General features: G+C 56.7%; 9 protein-coding genes. 3 read left to right on the forward strand and 6 right to left on the reverse strand.

The annotated features are described in order from the left end of the window. Positions 1-178: 178 nt before the first annotated feature. Positions 179-2,041 carry an AAA family ATPase gene (locus J5286_RS30355; RefSeq protein WP_209193710.1) on the reverse strand — a complete coding sequence of 621 codons (1,863 nt, stop codon included), beginning with the start codon at positions 2,039-2,041 and terminating at the stop codon, positions 179-181. Between the two features lie 2 nt (positions 2,042-2,043). Further along, entirely contained in the window at positions 2,044-2,481 is a 438-nt protein-coding gene (locus J5286_RS30360) for a hypothetical protein (protein WP_209193711.1), read from the reverse strand. 661 nt (positions 2,482-3,142) lie between these two features. Between J5286_RS30360 and J5286_RS30365 the strand changes: the two genes are divergently transcribed. The 3 genes from J5286_RS30365 to J5286_RS30375 all read left to right on the forward strand — a co-directional run bounded on the left by J5286_RS30365 (position 3,143) and on the right by J5286_RS30375 (position 5,034). Then, a complete protein-coding gene (locus J5286_RS30365) occupies positions 3,143-3,844 on the forward strand; it encodes a PDDEXK-like family protein (protein WP_209193712.1) in 702 nt (233 codons plus the stop codon). An 8-nt stretch (positions 3,845-3,852) separates the two neighbouring features. Then, a complete protein-coding gene (locus J5286_RS30370) occupies positions 3,853-4,455 on the forward strand; it encodes a hypothetical protein (protein ID WP_209193713.1) in 603 nt (200 codons plus the stop codon). Positions 4,456-4,620: 165 nt separating this feature from the next. Continuing rightward, the gene (locus tag J5286_RS30375) at positions 4,621-5,034 is read left to right on the forward strand and encodes a very short patch repair endonuclease (protein WP_209193714.1); all 414 of its coding nucleotides are present in this window, start codon (positions 4,621-4,623) and stop codon (positions 5,032-5,034) included. On the opposite strand, the gene J5286_RS30380 is transcribed toward J5286_RS30375, so the two are convergent. Genes J5286_RS30380 through J5286_RS30395 form a run of 4 tightly spaced genes read right to left on the reverse strand, consistent with a single transcriptional unit; the run spans position 4,996 to position 17,236 of the window. Beyond that, complete coding sequence (locus tag J5286_RS30380; RefSeq protein WP_209193715.1) at positions 4,996-10,887, reverse strand: DEAD/DEAH box helicase; 5,892 nt, start codon at positions 10,885-10,887, stop codon at positions 4,996-4,998. The genes J5286_RS30375 and J5286_RS30380 overlap by 39 nt on opposite strands. A 1-nt stretch (position 10,888) precedes the next feature. After that, complete coding sequence (locus J5286_RS30385) at positions 10,889-12,916, reverse strand: hypothetical protein (protein ID WP_209193716.1); 2,028 nt, start codon at positions 12,914-12,916, stop codon at positions 10,889-10,891. 2 nt (positions 12,917-12,918) lie between these two features. After that, positions 12,919-15,369 (reverse strand): hypothetical protein, encoded by a 2,451-nt coding sequence (locus J5286_RS30390; RefSeq protein WP_209193717.1) that lies wholly within the window; start codon positions 15,367-15,369, stop codon positions 12,919-12,921. 55 nt (positions 15,370-15,424) lie between these two features. Continuing rightward, positions 15,425-17,236: a DNA cytosine methyltransferase gene (locus tag J5286_RS30395; RefSeq protein ID WP_209193718.1), complete on the reverse strand. Its 1,812-nt coding sequence runs from the start codon at positions 17,234-17,236 to the stop codon at positions 15,425-15,427. Positions 17,237-17,354: the final 118 nt, after the last annotated feature.

Below are 17,354 nucleotides of genomic sequence, written 5' to 3' on the forward strand. Positions count from 1 at the left end.
CTTCGAGCTGGAAGACCTGTGGCGTTCCCCGCCCGGCAGCAACAGCGATGAAGAGCAGTCGATTGCGAGCTTGCCTAGAGACAACACCTGACCACATGCCCCAATCAAGACTTGGAGAGCCGCGTCCATCCTACCATTTTCAGGTCGTGCTCGTAGCGCTACGATTTCGGTCCTCCAGTCACGACCCATGATTTCCCCCGAAAGATAGGAACATTACGCGGGCGGTCTCACCGTCTACCGAACCCTTATCGACAAGAATGGACGCGAGCGCTTCGACGAAGGGCCGATTGTTTGTGACGATGGTGATAGCATTCGCCAACTGCGCGCCTAGGATCACCTCGACCTGTCGGCTGACGGCGGGCGTAGTGCGCCGCAAATGTTCAAGCTCATGCGGATTTTTGGCAGCGAAGTAGTTCAAGGAGCTTCCCATGCCGTAGAGAGCAACCATCGTGGTCGCGAGATCGGCAGCATGGTGCAAATCTCCACCAGAGCCACCTGCACCATTCATATGCGCCCCGAACACCACTCTCTCGGCAGCCATGCCAGCAAGATCCACGGCGATCATCGTCAGATAATAGTCGTTCGTCATGAGACGATCGCCGCCATCGAAATGGGCGGCCCCTCCGATCCCGATTTTTCCGATGCTCTCCATCAACACCACTCCAGTCAGCGCGCCGTAGTCTAGCGCGAGCCCGACGACGACATGACCAGCCTCATGGATAGCGATGCGGCGGCGAAGTTCTCCATCGATCGGCTTCTCTGTAGGAAGACAAGAGAGGGCATTTTCTAGCCAGCCCTCACTACCTCCTCCTCGTCTTACTTTTCGCCGCGTGTCCCGCGCTAACTGAGCAAGGTCTGCTCCGGTGAAACCGGCAGTCTTCCACGCAACCTGATCAAGCTCTTCGACATTCAACTTCCCACCGAAATGGGTCGACAGTATCCCCCTTCGCGCAGCGAAATCCGGGGAGGCAAGTCTATAGTGCCTGCCCAGCCGCCCTGGACGTAGCAACGCTGGATCAATGCGGTCAGGGTTGTTGCAGGCGCCGACAACCACGACGCCTTTCCGCCGGTACGCTCCGTCTAGGCATTCCAGCAAAGCAGCAACGACCTCGGTACAATACTGGATATGGTCGCCAGAAAACTTGGACCGATCTCCGATGCTGTCGAACTCGTCCAGCAGGAGGACACACGGGGCCTGCTCAGCAGCAAGCCTGAAAGTCGACCTCATCGCTGCGAGAGTATCGCCCAAGTGCCCTGCGGCCTGCCACTGCGCCAGAGACGACGCATTAAAGGCGCAGTCGCAACTACGAGCGAGTGACCGAGAGAAGAGCGTCTTTCCCAACCCCGGCGCGCTACTCAAAAGAATGCCGGCATCGACGTCTTCCCACGCCAGCTTCCCATCCTTCCACTCCGCTAAGTCAGCCTTCAGGTCCCGCGCCCACTCGGCAGCCTCTCCATATCCACTCAGCTCTTCGAGCAGAGGGACATTTGTGTCCATTCCGCTCCATCGCACGGCCTCTAACCTGTTCAAGACATCGGCATGCGCCCGTCCGGGGCGAAGCGCTGAAAGCACATTAGAAATCGGATAAGCCAGCATTTGTGCGGCCTTGTCGTGGTCAAGCACGGCGTCATGGTTGGTCTTGACCGCCTCGACGAGCATCTCTGCATCCATCGAAACGATCGGAACGATCTTGTCAGCCGATGCAACGATGAACGCCGGTAACGCGTCCTCCTTTAGAAGAAAGATGAGAACGCGCTTGCTAAGACGGAGTACGACCTTGATGTCGGCATGATCTCGGCGCCCCCGTTCGCTAATGATCTCGCTGCCCATTTCGACGTCAGCGAGGGCCTCTTCGGTCTTCTTTAAATGGTTAAATGCACGTTCGAGATCCTTTCGAGCGTCAGCTGGGATCACGAGCGCCAAAGTGAATGGTGCCCCTTCGAATACTGGAGGGTGGGCTTTTAGCGCGCTCTTCAGGGCAATAGCCCAAGCGCTCGTCGCGAAACCGAAGGGAAGTTTATCAATTGAGTAGCGATCCATCGTCACTGTCTCCCAAACACGCGAACGGTGGTGTGCGGAGCGATAAGTTCTAAGTCGAGGTCGATCGTCACCCAGCGACGGAGAATTAGCGAGGATAGTCCGGCCATCGGGCTTATCTCACGAAACACCGACAGGCACTCTGCCACGGTTGCCGATCCTTCCTGCTCGAGCGCCGCCAACAGACGTATTCTGTCACCTAGCGGAGTCTGGTAGTTGGCATACCTGAGGAGGTCTTTTGCATTCTGCAGGCGGTGACCGCCTCTGATCTCGTTTGCTGTAACGAACTGATGATAGAAACGGCGGCAAGCGGCCGCCTCTGTGACCTCAGGATCGCCTTCGCCGTCAACTACGTGATAGTAGACGTCACGCCCATCGCCGTAACTTGCCATGAGATCGACCGGCGGCCCCTCCCAGCCAACGGCCGAAAGGACTTCGTCCATGCCATATGGTCTGCAACACCATCCCCGGACATCGTCGTCGACGTCCAACAGACAAGCCAAGTCCCGGCTGAGCTGATTCCGGAAGAATGTAGGACTCGAGCACCTAACTTTGCCGTAAGGGTGGTAGCGCTCTACAGGAAGATGGGCTGAATTACGGGCCTCACGACCCATCGCATTCGAAGGATTCATCGTCGTTCTCCACAGCAATCACCAAGGTTTCGCCGCGTTCGCGGCGAGACATTCAGCGTTGTTGTGGTTGTCGACGGGTCCTAATCATGCGAGAACAAATACAGAACTAAAAAACGGGCGTCAAGGCGCCTTCCCAAGATTCTCCTCTATGGTTCCCAGCCGAACAGACGAACGCTCCTGCAGCTCAGCTTATGGAACGGTTCTCCCGGCGGGTGCACGGAATTGATCATAAAATCATTGGAGCAGCACTTTGCAGGTAATTCCTCAGACCAGAACCGCTGGACTCAATATCTTTCTCGTATAGCTTCCAAATACGGCACGCTGATTCCAGCAGACCAGTCATCTTCAGGCGCGACAGAACTTACTCGTGACAACTCCCCCAGGCCGAAAAGAAGGTATCGCTGATCTACTGGGCCTTCTGCGAGAAGCGCGAACATCCGCACGTCAGCCGCCGCCTCCCACAAACTCTAAATTGCTTGAGCTACTCCAAGCGGTATCGGAAGTACGTCGACCAAGGGTCGCCGCGCTGGCGCTTGCCGCCGAGCCCCAAATCGATGTCGAGGCCTACCGCGGCTTCCTAGCTGCACTCCGAAGTGCTTTGGCTACAGTGTCGCATGATGGCCAACTCCTAAATGTCTGGAAAATCGCCGGGCTGAAAAGAAACGAGGTTCGGACCTCGTCCGTACTTGGCTGGATACTCGATCCCCGTGGCTCCCATGGCTTTGGTCCTGCCGTCCTTCACGCACTCGTAGACCGGGCCCGTAGCAAACCGGGCGCAGCGGAGGCCATCCATCGCGTGGATCTCGGCAGACGCTATCATGTCGCTGTGGAACATTCAGCGTTCGAGGAACGCGACAATAGGGTCGATCTGGCAATAACAGGCTCGAACTGCGTGATATTCATAGAGGTGAAGATCGATGCGCGCGAGGGCAAAGATCAATTGGCCCGCTACGCCGCGTTGGCCCGGCGCAAAGCGACCGCTTTGCACAAGCCCGTGGCTGCGGTGCTTTATCTCAGCCAAGCTTCACATCCAGATGTCCCTGATGGAATCGTGGCTATTACCTGGAAGGATGTTGCAGCCGCAATCATCGCCGCAACTTCAGGGATTTCCGAGCGGACGCTCTCCGCACAATTGCTGCGTCAATTCGCATCGCACGTTGAGACACTACACTAGGGAAAACCATGTTTACGAGTGAATTGGACAAGCTCTTAGTACTTCATGTTGGGGATCTGGATGAAGGCGTAAGACGGTTCGAAGCCCTGCAGTTGAAAATCTCGGCCGCGGTCGACAAGGTCATCCAAGAGTGGGCGGAAAGCAACGGATGGGTGAGTTCCAAAGGCAAGTGGGAGGACGGAGAAGCCTTCGTCTGTCCGCCGGATTGGGTCGACGCCGATGGGACCGAATTGGCGTGGTTCGCCCTCGACTACGGTTCGGGTGATCTGGATGATTGGAAATCTGGGAACGACTATTTCTGGGTTACTCGACTCTGCGCGGAGGGCGCCGGGCAGCTTGGAATGCGATTTGGTCAAGATGAATTTCGCAAGACGGCGTGGAAGAAATTCCTTCAACGGAATGGCTCGAAGTTAGCTGACACGAGATTTATCTTCGATGACGAGCCGAGCTTTTTCCTACCGGTCAAAGTTGAGAAGCAAACGCTTGCCGACGGGGCCGAGGAAGAGAACTTCGAAGCAGCCATGGCTCCCTTCGTCGAAGCTTTCGATTACATCAAATCGATAGTTGCGAGGTTCGATGAACTACGGGACCTCATGGCCGCAGAGACCTGAGGATGTAGAAGCTCGGCTCGGCGTGATCAAAGGTCTCTTCATGAAGGACGTCGGCTTAACCCGGTTTTGCCGACCTTAGTCACGCCCAGCCTTCGTCTCGCCAAAACAACATGACAACATCCGCACATGCAGAACCTTAACGCTTCGCCTTCAGTCAGGCGACGAATGCAGCGCACCGTTGGGCGGGACAACCCCTTCGAAAAAGAAATCCGCTCCTGCCTTAACAAGGAAGGCCTTCGATTTCGCATTCACTATCCGCTTCCTGGGCTGAAACGCACGAGTTGCGACATAGCGTTTCCTGGTTTGACGACGGCGATCTTCCTTGACGGCTGTTTCTGGCACTCGTGCCCCGATCACCCGCCGGCAGTCAAGAAAAACGCTGACTTCTGGCTCGCAAAATTGAAGCGCAATCGCGAGCGAGACGAGCGAACCACCCGAGCCTTGACTGACTCGGGTTGGCTCGTCTTGCGCTTCTGGCAGCATGAAAACACTGACAGCATCGTTCAAGCGATAATGTCCGCGGTTTCGGCCAGACGTTCGTCACTGCTTTCCCGCTCTAAGTCGCTCGATAACGTGTAGTGGTCTGCGCGCAAGCTCGAAACTGTCGACCGCAGTGAAGCGGTGATCGAGTTTCAAGGATTGGAACAGCGCTTCCCTGTTCCAAAGCGGATGCACCACAACCCCCCAACGGCTTTGTTTCGCGTCGAGTGAAAAGACCGGGATATCCGGACGCCCGGTTGCCGACGCAACGGCGTTTCCAGGAATGAACGTTTGAGTCTCGTTCGCCAGGATCCACGCGTTGGCCGACCAGTCTTCAAGTTCGAAATAGGTGTAGTTTCTGTCGAAACCGCACTCGTAAGCCGGATCCATCAGGGCTCTGAGATATGAGAGGCCCAGTCGCCAGTCGAGCAAGCCATGGAAGTTCCTGTTGTTATACCGCTGGAGACAACGATAGCACGATGACCCGCAGGTGACCCTGTGGTCTCCTTCTGCGACGGTGTTGCGCGGCCAGCGATTTGGATCTTCCACGATACTTCGCAGCAGCTCGGCCACCGGTATCTGTCGCTCTCCGAGCAAGTGGCGGCAAAACCCCGAGCCGTTAGGTAAAGCGTCAGAGATTTGAAGGTACGGGAGGGGCCTTCCTTCGTAGTTCATTATATTGGGTGACAGCGCGTCGAATTCCTCAGGAGCGATATCGAGATCAAACGCTGCGCGCTGCACCAAAATCTCCGTTGCGGAAACCGCCGCGGCGCGCACGCTTGTCCTCCATGGCGCACGCGGATTTCTAGTAAAGAGCCCGACATCCATATCGAGCAATCGCAAATTTGAGTTCACTCTCACGGGACCAATCTGCAACGAATTGGTGACTTTCGGCGAAGCGAGCCAAGCCGAAACTTCGTCGCCGTTGACTCTGTAACGTGCGGCATCGTCTTCCTCCAAGACGTCGGACGCGATAGCCTGCCCAGCTAGTTTGACCATGGGTTTGAAGGTCTTGAACCAGTCGATTTTTTGCGCGGTCATGTCCACTGCCGGCTCTACAGTGAAGCCGGAAAAATCGGATTCCTCCCTAAACCCTGGGTTCACGAGGTATATTTCCGCCCTCTCGGCGAAATTGACGTTGAGATTTTCGGAGTTGACCTTCCGGTCGGGCGTCCCGAGGCTAGCAAGCGTGATACGCTGACCTACACGTGACCGAAGATTTTCGTTGGTTGGCCGAAACTCGGTTCGATAGGCCGTCGGGACGATGCACCTTATCCCGGCTTCAACGAACTCAGTCTCACAGAATCTGCACCGGTCGGCCTCCGCGGATACTCTGTTCCACGCGCCGCATGCTTCGCAGAAGCGGAGATGGAAGTCCTGCTTGCACCAGTCGTTGTGCGGATCCATCGGCACTCCGAAATCCGTGAGGTGCTCGTCGGGATCCCTCAACGTTCCCGTAAAGCCGATGCATCGATGCCGCAGCTTCTCACGAGTCCTGACGCTTCCCGGCGCAAAATCGAAGATCGCCATGTCCTGATCGCGAGAGACCGCGTCCCACTCCGCCGCACCACTCCCCTTCTTCTCGGTGAGCTCGATGTAGAGGCTACGGGACCGCGTCGGCATGCCGTAGAGCGGAACCAAGCCCCGTTCGGCCAAGGCTGCAGCCAGGCCCGTTCTTAGATCAGAAAACTCTTCCCGCAGTTCCTCGATATCCTGGATGACATTATCGACAGTTACGGAATCGAGGATTTCGTTCACAGCACAGCGTGATACGTCCGCCAACATCGCGGCCATCTGCAACCTGTCGTCATTAACGCGGTCGAGCGCGTCTTCGAGACGGTCCCGCCAATTTTTCGACGCATCGAAATATTCGTTGCAGTACAGGAACTCACCGTGAATATCGCCTGGAATGACGTTGTCTCCGGCCCAGTCGTCACCGGATTCCATACGTAGAAGCTTGAACGCCTTTACGAGCCAAAACTTCCGCAGAAGTCGTGATGGAATATCGACGAGCTTGGTCGTTATGAAAGGCGGCGGCGGCGCTGCCCCAGTGATTTCGATCGGATTGTGAAAGTAGTGAATATCGTGACTTTTGCTTCGGCACACAGTCAGGACGGTCGAGAATGCCTGGCCTCGACGCCCAGCTCGACCGACGCGCTGCTGATAGTTGAAGCGCTGCGGTGGCATGTTACCTTGGTAGACGGCTTGCAGGGATCCGATATCGACGCCTACCTCCATCGTGGTGGTCACCGATAGCAGGTCGGCGGAATCGAAAAGCTTTCGCCATTCGAAATCCTCCGGCGACTCGTCGTCTCGTTTGACAAAAACTTCTTTGAATTGCTGGAGCCGCTCGGCCGGATCTTGTGTTTGTCCGGTCAGCTCCTCGCACTTGAGCCGGAAGAGTTCCTCTCCATTATTTACCGAGCGCATCACGCGGCGCCCAAGGAAATTCCCCTTCGTGATCTCTTCAGCAACGAGAGCGGCGGCACGGGTCAGCTTGTCCCCGCATCTGGTACAATAGGAAAACCCTTCATGCAGGTGGACCCTGCCGCATCTGTGGCAACGCCACGCAGCCGCCTTAGGGTCTGCAGCACGGAAGTACAGACGGCTGATGTCGATTGAGCCATTTCCGCGAGCCTGCTTTAATGCGTGGTGGAGACGATCGAGAAACGCGTCGCATTCCTCCTTTGGATTTTGAAGGATCTTCTTAAGCAATTTAGCGAGCCGGCTATCACCTCGCCCAATCATATCGTGGCCGCTACGCCAATCGACACGTATGTTTTGCTGGAATAGATTTGGAACGATACGGTAAGCGTCCGCGAAAATACGGAGCATAGCATCGTCCCTCGATTTTTCGGAGCTGTACTCTTCTCCCGGAGGAAAAAAGCTAGGCCAGCCTAGCCCGGTTTCTTCGAGGGCGAAGTACGTTTTAGAGAAAAGCAGATCGGTTGCTTCGGGCGGCTGCCCCTTCTGGATCCTCTTCCGCGCCCAGTCGATCTCGTTCATCACCTCGAGCGGAACATCAACCTTCCAATTGACGTCGCCATCCGACGTCTTATCGAAGAACCTGTACCAAGGTCTCCCACCAACACGTGTCTTTCGAGTGTCGGCTCCCTCCACCGGAGTGGATCCGATCGACATCAAAGACGATAGGATCGGCCTGACGTCCTTCTGTGGGATGTTTCGCTGAAATTCGAACAGCTCATCGAGAGGTACACTGGCCGGGAACGAAGACGCGGCTTTCCGACGCCGAAGTGCCGTCATGGCAGCGGAAACGTCCCTCGTGTCTTCGCCGACTTCTACCAATCTCAAGAGCTCGGCCTTGAGAGCGTCGTACTCTGCTTCGTGAGCGGCAGTGTACGTGTATTCGCGCGAAATTTTTGTCGCCGCCGAGATGAGTATCTCGCGTCGCAAGTCGCGTTGGTGCTGAACCTCGACTTCCAGCGCGAGGTTGGCGGCGTCTTCGCGGCTGTCGGAGAAAGCTACGAGTTTGCCGTCGCCGCCCTGGGATTTCAAAGATGCGACCAGTTCCGTCGCCAGGAGTTGCGACGTTTTCCCAAAACCGGTGCGGAAACTTCGCACCGGCGAAAGTCTACCTTCCCTCTGCGTGGAGTTTTTAGACGAGTATCGTCCGGAGTAATCGGTACCGCACTTTGCGCAGCAGTACGGCACCGCTGTACCGTTCTCGTCTCGCTTCCTGGCGTGGAATTTATCGTCCGCCGACCACATAAGAAGGCGGCCCGGCACGTCTCCTTCGGCCTGCGTTTCGGTGATTATACCGGTCACAGGATTGAGGAAGCCCTCAACCCAGCGAAAAGGCGTCCCATCCCTGATCTCAGTTTCGGGATCCCACCGCCGAGGCCAGAAGAGTGCGTAGTCATCGAAGCTGGCATCTTCGAACCTCAGCGACGCGGCGCTCTCGGGAAGCTTCTCTAGCTCCTGGGGCGCAGGCAACAGCGCAATGCGCTTTCCATCAATGCCCGTCTCGGAATTTGGGTCCCCCCTCTTACCGCCGATGTAGAGATCGCCGCATGCCTCGCAATAAAGCATTTCGAACATTCTCTTTCGCATGCCGTCACCGGCAGCTTCATAGTCTTGGCCCCGCTCTATGCTTGGTTTGCCCCAGACGGCTTTCCCATCTTCATCTGCTCCGATCGAAGAGAACATACCTTCGATATTCCGCACGAAGCAATGCATTCGGAAGCCCGGTAGCGAGGAGATGTCTTTCCGTTCGGGCCGTAGATTTTCTGGAAGTATCTCGTCGGGCAGATCTGGGATCGCTCGAAGCGCCAACAAGCCGCGCACGGCCTCCCGATCCTCGCGCCCGAACAGGACCGCTCCAATCTGAGCTACGGACCGGGGTATTTTCCCGTCTGTACGCTCATCGTCCTTCAAGGCAAAGTCTAGCATCTCTGCCGCGGTACGGGTTGCTTGCAATAGTGCCGCCCCGTCGGACAGCGCGGCGCCGCCATCGATCGTCCTCGCGCACTTTAGAAACGCGTCCAGAAACTCTCGCGGAGATTTCCTTCTGTCGACAAGATCAAGCGCTCCCGCTAGTTCTCTAAGTGCGCCCACCGAGGGCTCACGACTAGGAGGGGATACAGGTATCGGACGACCAGTGACGACCGCGTCCCGCCAAGCTTGGTCTTGATCGGCAGCACCAGCGATCCCTGCGCTACCAAACATGTTTTTGAGATATCTGATACTATCTTCCGCGACGTCTCCTTCCATCGGCAGAGACGCGGACGACGAAAGGATTCGGAGCTTATGAGCGTGCTCCGGCTGCGTCAGGCTCAACCGGTCAAGCAGTATCCGAAGGAGGCCTGCCATCTCCGCGCCGGCGGAGCCGCGTATGAGATGCAATTCGTCGAGGACCAAATAGAACCGAGCGTCGTCGTGGTTGATAATCCACTCGCGCGTTGCGGTGATTATTGGTTCATCGACTTCGCGGACGAGCATCGCGTTCAAGATCGACTGGTTGGTGACCAGAATATCGGGTGGCGTCTCCTGAATATCCCAGCGCGAGATCAGTTCGCTGCCATTAGTGGATGGGAAGACGTAGCGAAGATCCTTGTCTTTCGCCTTGCCGCCACCGACGACGTCGAGCGCGATGCGTTCTTGTATTGAACGGTAGCGCCTCATCTCTGCCTTTAGTTCACTTCGTGCACGCCTAGTGCGTTTCGTCCAGTACTCCGAATCCTGGCGCCGTGGATGCTTGCGATATCCCGTCACGGGTGATTTCCCGGTGTACCGGCCGAAAAACAATCTATTGCCGTTGAAGTTCTTTTCCATGACCTCGTGCGCGGCCGGCGAGTCGATCGCCTTGCGAAGTCTCACCATCTGGTCCTCGACCAAGGCGTTCAAGGGGTAGAGTACGAGTGCCCTCACCGCTTGCGGCCTAATAGGACTCTCGTTGCGCCTATAGAGACGGAAGCGCCCTTTATCGTTCAGCCAATCGTCATCGTAGGGCATATGCGGCCGGGGCCAAGAGCATGCTTCCTTCGCCAACTGGGCGAGGATTGGAAGCAAGAAGGACTCCGTCTTTCCGGAGCCTGTGCCGGAGGTCACGATCCCCGGCTGGCCGTCGCGCACGCCGCGCTTAAGCATTTTTAACTGATGGTCGTATGGTGGATAGGCGCCTTTCAGTTCGGGGGTGGTGTCGTCGCGGTCAAACAGTCCGGACAGTGCTAGCTGGACGAAGGCGTTTCGCTCCTGGGGCGAGAAGCCGTGAAGGATGCCGTCCTTGTCCTCCAAGAGCGCCTCCAAACCGTTTTCCGATGTCTCATAGCGCGGAACCACTTCGAAAATTGGGTCTAGCGCAAGCTGTTTCGGGTCGGAAAGAAGGTCGCGACGCGCCTGGGAAACGTTGACGTCATCTATGCGATAGGCCGTGTCGAGATACGCCAGGAACTGATCGATCATCCTGTCGAAGCCACCAATTGGATCAAACATTTTAGCCCTCGATGTTCTGGAAATAGTGGATCAGCTCGTGTCCTGCGCCCTTCCCGAGCGCTTCGGTCCACACGACCCTGGCGAGAAACGTTTTAAGAACCGCGTCGATACGTACTCCCCAAGACGAGGGGACGCGCGACAACATCTTCGCGGTGGCGGCTACGAAACCGTCGTCGGGCAAGTCGAGGTCGCCGAGATGGTCGACCATTTCTGCAAGAAGATCGCTGTCCATCTCGGCGAAAGGCCAGTGCCCTACGAAGGAGGGCGGATTACCTCTCCCGCCGCTGGGTATCTCCAAGGGAAAGATGTATTTCAAAACGGAGTTCGGAACCGATACGCGGGTACCGTCGACGGCGGCGCTACCGAAGAAAGCCAAGTTCGCGGGAAGGCGCCCGAGTCTGCGGCGTTCGATCAGAGAAGGGAGCCAGTACTCGCAGGGACCGTTGGTAATGCCGCAGAACGCTACGGGAATGGTGACATGCGGATGCTGCTGAGCCAACTCGATCGCTGCTGAGAGACCGGACGCCTTGTCATCTATCATGTCGGACAACGTTACCCTCGTAGGGTCGCAGTAGACGACTGCGGCAAGCGCCCCTCCGATAGCAGTTACAAAATCTGCGACGGCAGTAATCGCCCGATCGCCGACGAAAATGGGGATCGGTGTAGTGCTCGACTGCAACAGTACTGCTGTAAGCGCAGGAACCGAGAACCCACTAGTCGCGGCAAGTTGCCGAATAATCTCGAAGCGCTTTTCCGGGGCGGCTATCTCGAGGGGACCACTGCCGAAATTGGCTTCATCCACGATTGGCGGGTGTTGGACGTAGGCCGTGGGTGCTGCGTCCGTTATCGTGTGGACTGCTTTGCGTAGCTCCTCCACATCGGCACGGAGTAGGCCGCCGATCTCCGAGTGCTTGGCAGAGATGGAGTTGGCAGCCGCAGCAATCTTTGCTTCCAGTTCTTCTTGGGTTTTGCTGGCTGCGTCGCGTAGTAGAAGTTCTCGTTGTCCTATTGCCGCTACTCGTGCCTCAGCCTCCACGACACGAGCTTGCATGTCGGTGAGCTTGCGATTTTCCTCAGTCATCTCGCGGTCGATCTGTGCTCTGATGGCAGATCGCTGTCTCTCTCTCTCGCTCTCCTCAAACGACGCGAGGCGATCCCGCCACTCGGGGTCCTTTGCCATGAAGCTAGGAACAAGATCGTTGATCTCGGTGCGACTGGCTAGCACGGCGAGCGCGGAACGTAAGTCCTCCCTCTCCGCGTCGTCTGCAGTGGACGTGATACGAGTGTTCAAAAGTTGAGCGACGTCTCCAGCGGCTTCAGTGGACGAACGTAGCCGCTCCGCCCATTTCAGTGCCGACGCAAGGATCTGAGCCTCAGACCTGAGATCTGCTTCGACTGGCGGAGACCATTTTGGCTGGGAAAGGAAAACAACGACGCCGGACAACTGCGTCAATGAGTCGATTTTCCCTTCCACCGAGCGGACAGGTGCGTTTCGCACGGATATCTTCTCTGAAAACCCGTAGAAGCCTTCGCTGCTGCGGGTGAACCCCGAGCTCAGCCATTTCCCCGCGCCGACCTCAATTGCCTGGACTGCAGCACGCAGTGGGACGGCGAGCTTGTTCTCCGCCAGGAGGGCCAACCCCTTCTCGTACCCAATTTTCCGGAGGCTGAAACCCACCGTAAGCTTGACCGCGTTCGCAAAAGATACCGCATCGAGCTTCCCGGCATTTTTAGGTCTCGAAGCATCCGTCAAGGAGAAGTCGGCGATCTTGGCGCGACCGATAAGCGACGACGTCGAGCTCGACGTGTATGGAACGGTCGGCGCCCGATGGACTATTGCTTTCTCCGTCGTCTCACCGGACACCGCCCAGAAGGAGTCGAGACCTCCCAGGCATATCCTATCGGATTTCGTCTCTTTGATTTTCTCCGTGGACGACGGAGATCCCTCGTCTTTGACTTCTACAACGACTGCAACGTCGTAACCAGCGATGCGCTCCACTCTGTAGACCGACTTACCTGCGACAGACATAATTACCTCGTCCCGCGGACAACACCAGCTGTCCGCACATTTCGATTTTTTGCATCAAAGACAGAGCGGCCCCTATTTGCCGGGGACGCCAGATAGCGTGTGATCCAAGGCGTAGCGCTTATTTCGGAATCTACGATCGATACGAGCCTTCGAAGGGACGAGACCGTTCCCGCGGTGGCCGGGTAAATGTAGCGCCATGAACCGATCCCGAGTTCGAGGCCTGGGTTGGTCGCTGTTCTATCGGAAAGCCAACGCGCCCAGCTTGCAGGCAGATGTATTCTGTTACGGGTTCCGACGATCACCTCGCCGTCGATACGGAAGAGTGACTGCTTGCTTCGGGAAAAGTGCGCCATGATCGCCAGCGCGGGCGACACATAATTTGTGGGAGCGAGCCCTGGAACCAAGGATCGATAGAGATAGGGATTGCGGTGGTCGTCTCCCTTGGCAAGCCTGTAAAGACCCTCCGAGGGCTTGTCCGCGAACTCGAATGCGAAATAGCCACCAGCTTCATCAAGACGTCCGATGGGGTCATAACCATAGACGCCGCTTCTGTCGCCGGGATGGATCGATGCAAGCTTTGCCGACGAAGGGTTGCCGAGCTCGATGCGTCTGAGAAAAATCTGCTGCTGGGCAGCGTCACGCGTCTTGATGAGGTACCGAGGAAGCGACCATCGAGAAGGGCCGTGCGAGACCTCAAGTTCAGCACCTATCCTTGCACAAACCGCCTCAAGACGCTCGACAACAGCTATGGGCGTCGGACCGCCTATCCTTATGATCCTGTTTCCGATCCTTTCAGCGGTGATCTCTCGTTGCAGAAGCCGCCGCGCTGGAAACGAGCGGAGAAGTACCGAGTCGAACCATCCCGAGTCGACAAAGAGGCGTAACGCGTCCCAGCCACTTGGAGCGTCGTTCAGCCCTGCTGAAAGCGCTTTGCTCGCGATGTCATAAGCTTCGCCCACCGAAAGCCCGCGCACTGACCGGGCGTACAGTGCTTCGCCAAGTGTAATCATGTCCTCACAAGCATGATGACGCTCGCCAGGCCAATCCTCCATATCGGAACCAAGCGCGGGAACGGTGTCGTGGTAATATTCGTCCTCGCTGATCTCTAAAGCCTCATCGAAAGCGCGCCGCCGTCGAGGGTCTATTTCATTCGCCGTAGGAACGAGCAGTGTTTCTCTTCGCTCTTTGCCGGCGAAAGCGACAGCCGTTCCGCGAAATGGTCCTCCGAGCACGGACCATCCACTGGGGCCGCTTTGGGTTGCTACTTCCCTGCCGTTTATCTCAATTCTTGGCGGCAAAAGTCCTTGAGAGGAGAACACGGGCGCGAGAGGGGGACGGCCCAGATAGGCTCCACCGATACGAATGCCACCGTGCCAACCAAAATCCTTCGCGCCCGAGGCTGCCTGATCCTTGCCATCGGCTGACACTTCGAGACGAGCAAGAACCCAATCGCTATCGACAGAACGCGAGCCCGTCACATTTCCTGCTCGGGCAAGCTTTGAACGGTGAAGCAGCCTGATCCGCGAGCCATCGTTATCAGTAGAAACAAACCGGCTAAGTCCTACTGGCTCCAGTGGCACGTCACCGATCTTGATTGAGCGGGCGATCTGTCCCGGAACAAATTTGATGGCATCGTCGGGCCCGGTGATCCTCACCTTTTTTCCTAGCGGAGAGACGCGGAACATCTCGAATTCTCCGAACTCGCCTTCCGCTATCTCTAATGCTTCAAGCGCTGCCTGCTCGGCAACGATCCCGTACCATGCGTTCCAGAATGGCGTTTCCATATACTCACGGCCGCCGAATCTGCGCGCGCGGTCAAATAGATCAAAATTGTATTCAAAGGATTGCATGGACCTGTCGGCGATAATCCTCCGAGACGTCCGAATTCGATTGGAGACAAGTAGTGGATTGAGAAGATCTTCGTGATCCATCACCTGTCGCAGCTTCCGCATTGCCGCCTTGTCCCGCCACGTGGGGAAAGCAATCCGCAGGGTTCTGCCGATCTGGCTATGAGGCTTGACTTCAGGCAGCCTAAGCTCGATGCCGTGGTCTCTGAGCAGATAAGCCGCTAGGTGCTCCCACATGGGATTCAGTCCGCGCAAGATCGCACCCTGATACCTATCGTTTAGGTGCCTTTCGAGCATCAAACGAAAGTCTCGCTCGCCGCGCTGTCGCATTTTGACGGAGGTTTGCATCCAGCATACAAGGATCAGAATGCGCAGGTAGTCTGGCTTTCCGCTGGAGGTAGGAGGCGAGAGCTCGCCGCTTAGGTAGTCTCGAAGGAGCGTCCGTCGAGGAAGCGATGTCACAAGCGCTGCTTGAGCTTGCTCAAGATCGCTCTTGCGGAAGAGCTCCACAAGGTCTTCGTCAGAGACGCAAACGCTTCCTATCGGTCCTTCACTCCCCGGACCAAGAAAGAACCTTTCAAGGCACAGTTCCTCAATCCCTGTCACGGGCCTCTCCCAAAACACGACTTGGATTTAGCTAGTTTTCTTTAGCTAGAACATTTCACAGCGAAATCTCGGAACCGGAACCCAACGCCGAGACATCCTCCGGAAACGCCGTTTTGAGCACCAGTTGCGGTCCTTGCAATCGGTCTGCGTCCAATCCCTCGGGCTCGGCAAAATCGAGCCGGCCATGAATTGTCTTTTTGGAGCGACCAAATCGCAGGACGCTTTCGCGCGACGTCTCGCACATCCTGGGCAGTCTTACCGCTTCAACTTCCAACAGTCTCACGTGCAAAAGCTTCATGCGCGCCCTGAGATATCGGACAGGAACCTCCACTTCTATTGCGCATCCTTGCTGCGCCAGCACGGCAAAGACTTGAACGAGTGCCCGGTCAATAGCGTCGACGCCGCCGATCTTGACGAGAGGTGCAGAAAACAAACCTGCCGGCGCCGCAGCCTCAAAGCTTTCGCTGTAGATGCGCCCGATATCCTGATCGAGAAATCGGTCGCGACTCACGCGCCATTCGTCACGTCGACGATAGCGAAACGGCATTTCCGTGAGGCGATAGCCGTTGGACGTGATTTCGTCTGCGGCAATAGGCTCCCCCCAGCCTGCTGGCCAGTAAGTCCCTCCACCATAGCCGTTGCGCGAACGCTCGGAATCGTTCCTGCGATTCGTAAAACGCCGAACCATTTTCGGCAACTTTTTGCCATTGGCCAATGCATCAGCCGTTATTCGCGCAGGAACTCCCTCCCCGCCATCCGCAATGTGCCGGATGAGCTTGGACATAAAATAGGGCGGCACCGCGTTCCCAACCTGCCGATACTGGGCCTGACGAGGCCCGACGAATTCAAAGTCGTCGGGAAAACCCTGCAATCGCGCACCTTCCCGGACGGTCAGGGGACGATCGTGGATCGGATGTGTAAAACATCCTGATGTGACGTTGCCGAAACCTGCGGTGATCGTATAGGCCGGAGCAGCTTCGTGCAGGCGTCCATACAAAGTGGCGTAGTCCGTCAACCGCACCCGGCGGAAGCGGTCTGGCAGCAACGCGGGCGGAACGTCTTTCCACGAACCTCCCTGTGGAACTGTGGCAATCCTTCTGCGATTTATTTCTGTCAGCGTGTTGCAGTGATGGTTCGTCACAATCCCGGATGCGTTGGCCACGAAATTTTGGAACTCGGTCAGGTGCCGGGCATGGTCGACGTGAGCAACGGTTTTCGAAACCATCGTGGGTTCGAGCAAATCGCCGATCGCCTCGGAAACGTTGACGTACTCGGAGAGTGAAGACGTCGCTCTTGGCGCGTGGCTCGGCTTCGGGAACATCGACGGCTTTGGATCGATCGTAGCGACCAAGATGAAGCGATGCCTCAACTGAGGAAGACCGTACTCCGCCATATTAACGACGTCGGCGAACACGTTGTACCCGCGCTCTTCGAACAGCCGAAAGAGTTCCTTCACGATGACTAGGTTGCGACCGTAGACGACACCGGGAACGTTCTCCATGATGACGTGTCGGGGCTTTCGACCTGCAGCAGAGAAGCCGTCGAGCAGCCTTATGAAATGCACGAAGAGGGCGTTTCGAGGGTCATCGAGATGAAACACGCCCATCGTACTGACGGCTTGACAGGTGGGACCCGCAAAAAACCAGTCAATCTTTTCGATGCCTGTTCGAGCGATAACGTCGTTTGCCGAGATCAATGACACGTCGCAGCAATCGACCTGTGCTTCCGGATGAGCTTTTTTAAAGGTGGCGGCCGCGTGCTTGTCGATGTCAAGCGCCCACCTCAGCTCCAGGTCGGGCAGAGCAGCAGCTGCGCCGGCCGACATACCACCGCAGCCGGAATAAAGATCAATTGCAATTTGCCCCATGATTCTCCCCGAATTCAAGCAATGGTAGCAAACGCGTCTAAAGCAATCGACCCCCATTTTGGGGTGTTTTCTAAGTTTTTTGAAGAAGCGACGACTGAAGCTTCCGGTCTGTGCTAGC

It is taken from the genome of Rhizobium sp. 16-488-2b (assembly GCF_017741815.1).
Lineage (GTDB): Bacteria > Pseudomonadota > Alphaproteobacteria > Rhizobiales > Rhizobiaceae > Rhizobium.

Bases quoted from the DNA above. Each gene is read 5' to 3' on its own strand.
- J5286_RS30355 (WP_209193710.1), bottom strand. From the start codon at position 2,041: ATGGATCGCTACTCAATTGATAAACTTCCCTTCGGTTTCGCGACGAGC.
- J5286_RS30360 (WP_209193711.1), bottom strand. From the start codon at position 2,481: ATGGACGAAGTCCTTTCGGCCGTTGGCTGGGAGGGGCCGCCGGTCGAT.
- J5286_RS30370 (WP_209193713.1), top strand. From the start codon at position 3,853: ATGTTTACGAGTGAATTGGACAAGCTCTTAGTACTTCATGTTGGGGAT.
- J5286_RS30375 (WP_209193714.1), top strand. From the start codon at position 4,621: ATGCAGCGCACCGTTGGGCGGGACAACCCCTTCGAAAAAGAAATCCGC.
- J5286_RS30380 (WP_209193715.1), bottom strand. From the start codon at position 10,887: ATGTTTGATCCAATTGGTGGCTTCGACAGGATGATCGATCAGTTCCTG.
- J5286_RS30385 (WP_209193716.1), bottom strand. From the start codon at position 12,916: ATGTCTGTCGCAGGTAAGTCGGTCTACAGAGTGGAGCGCATCGCTGGT.
- J5286_RS30395 (WP_209193718.1), bottom strand. From the start codon at position 17,236: ATGGGGCAAATTGCAATTGATCTTTATTCCGGCTGCGGTGGTATGTCG.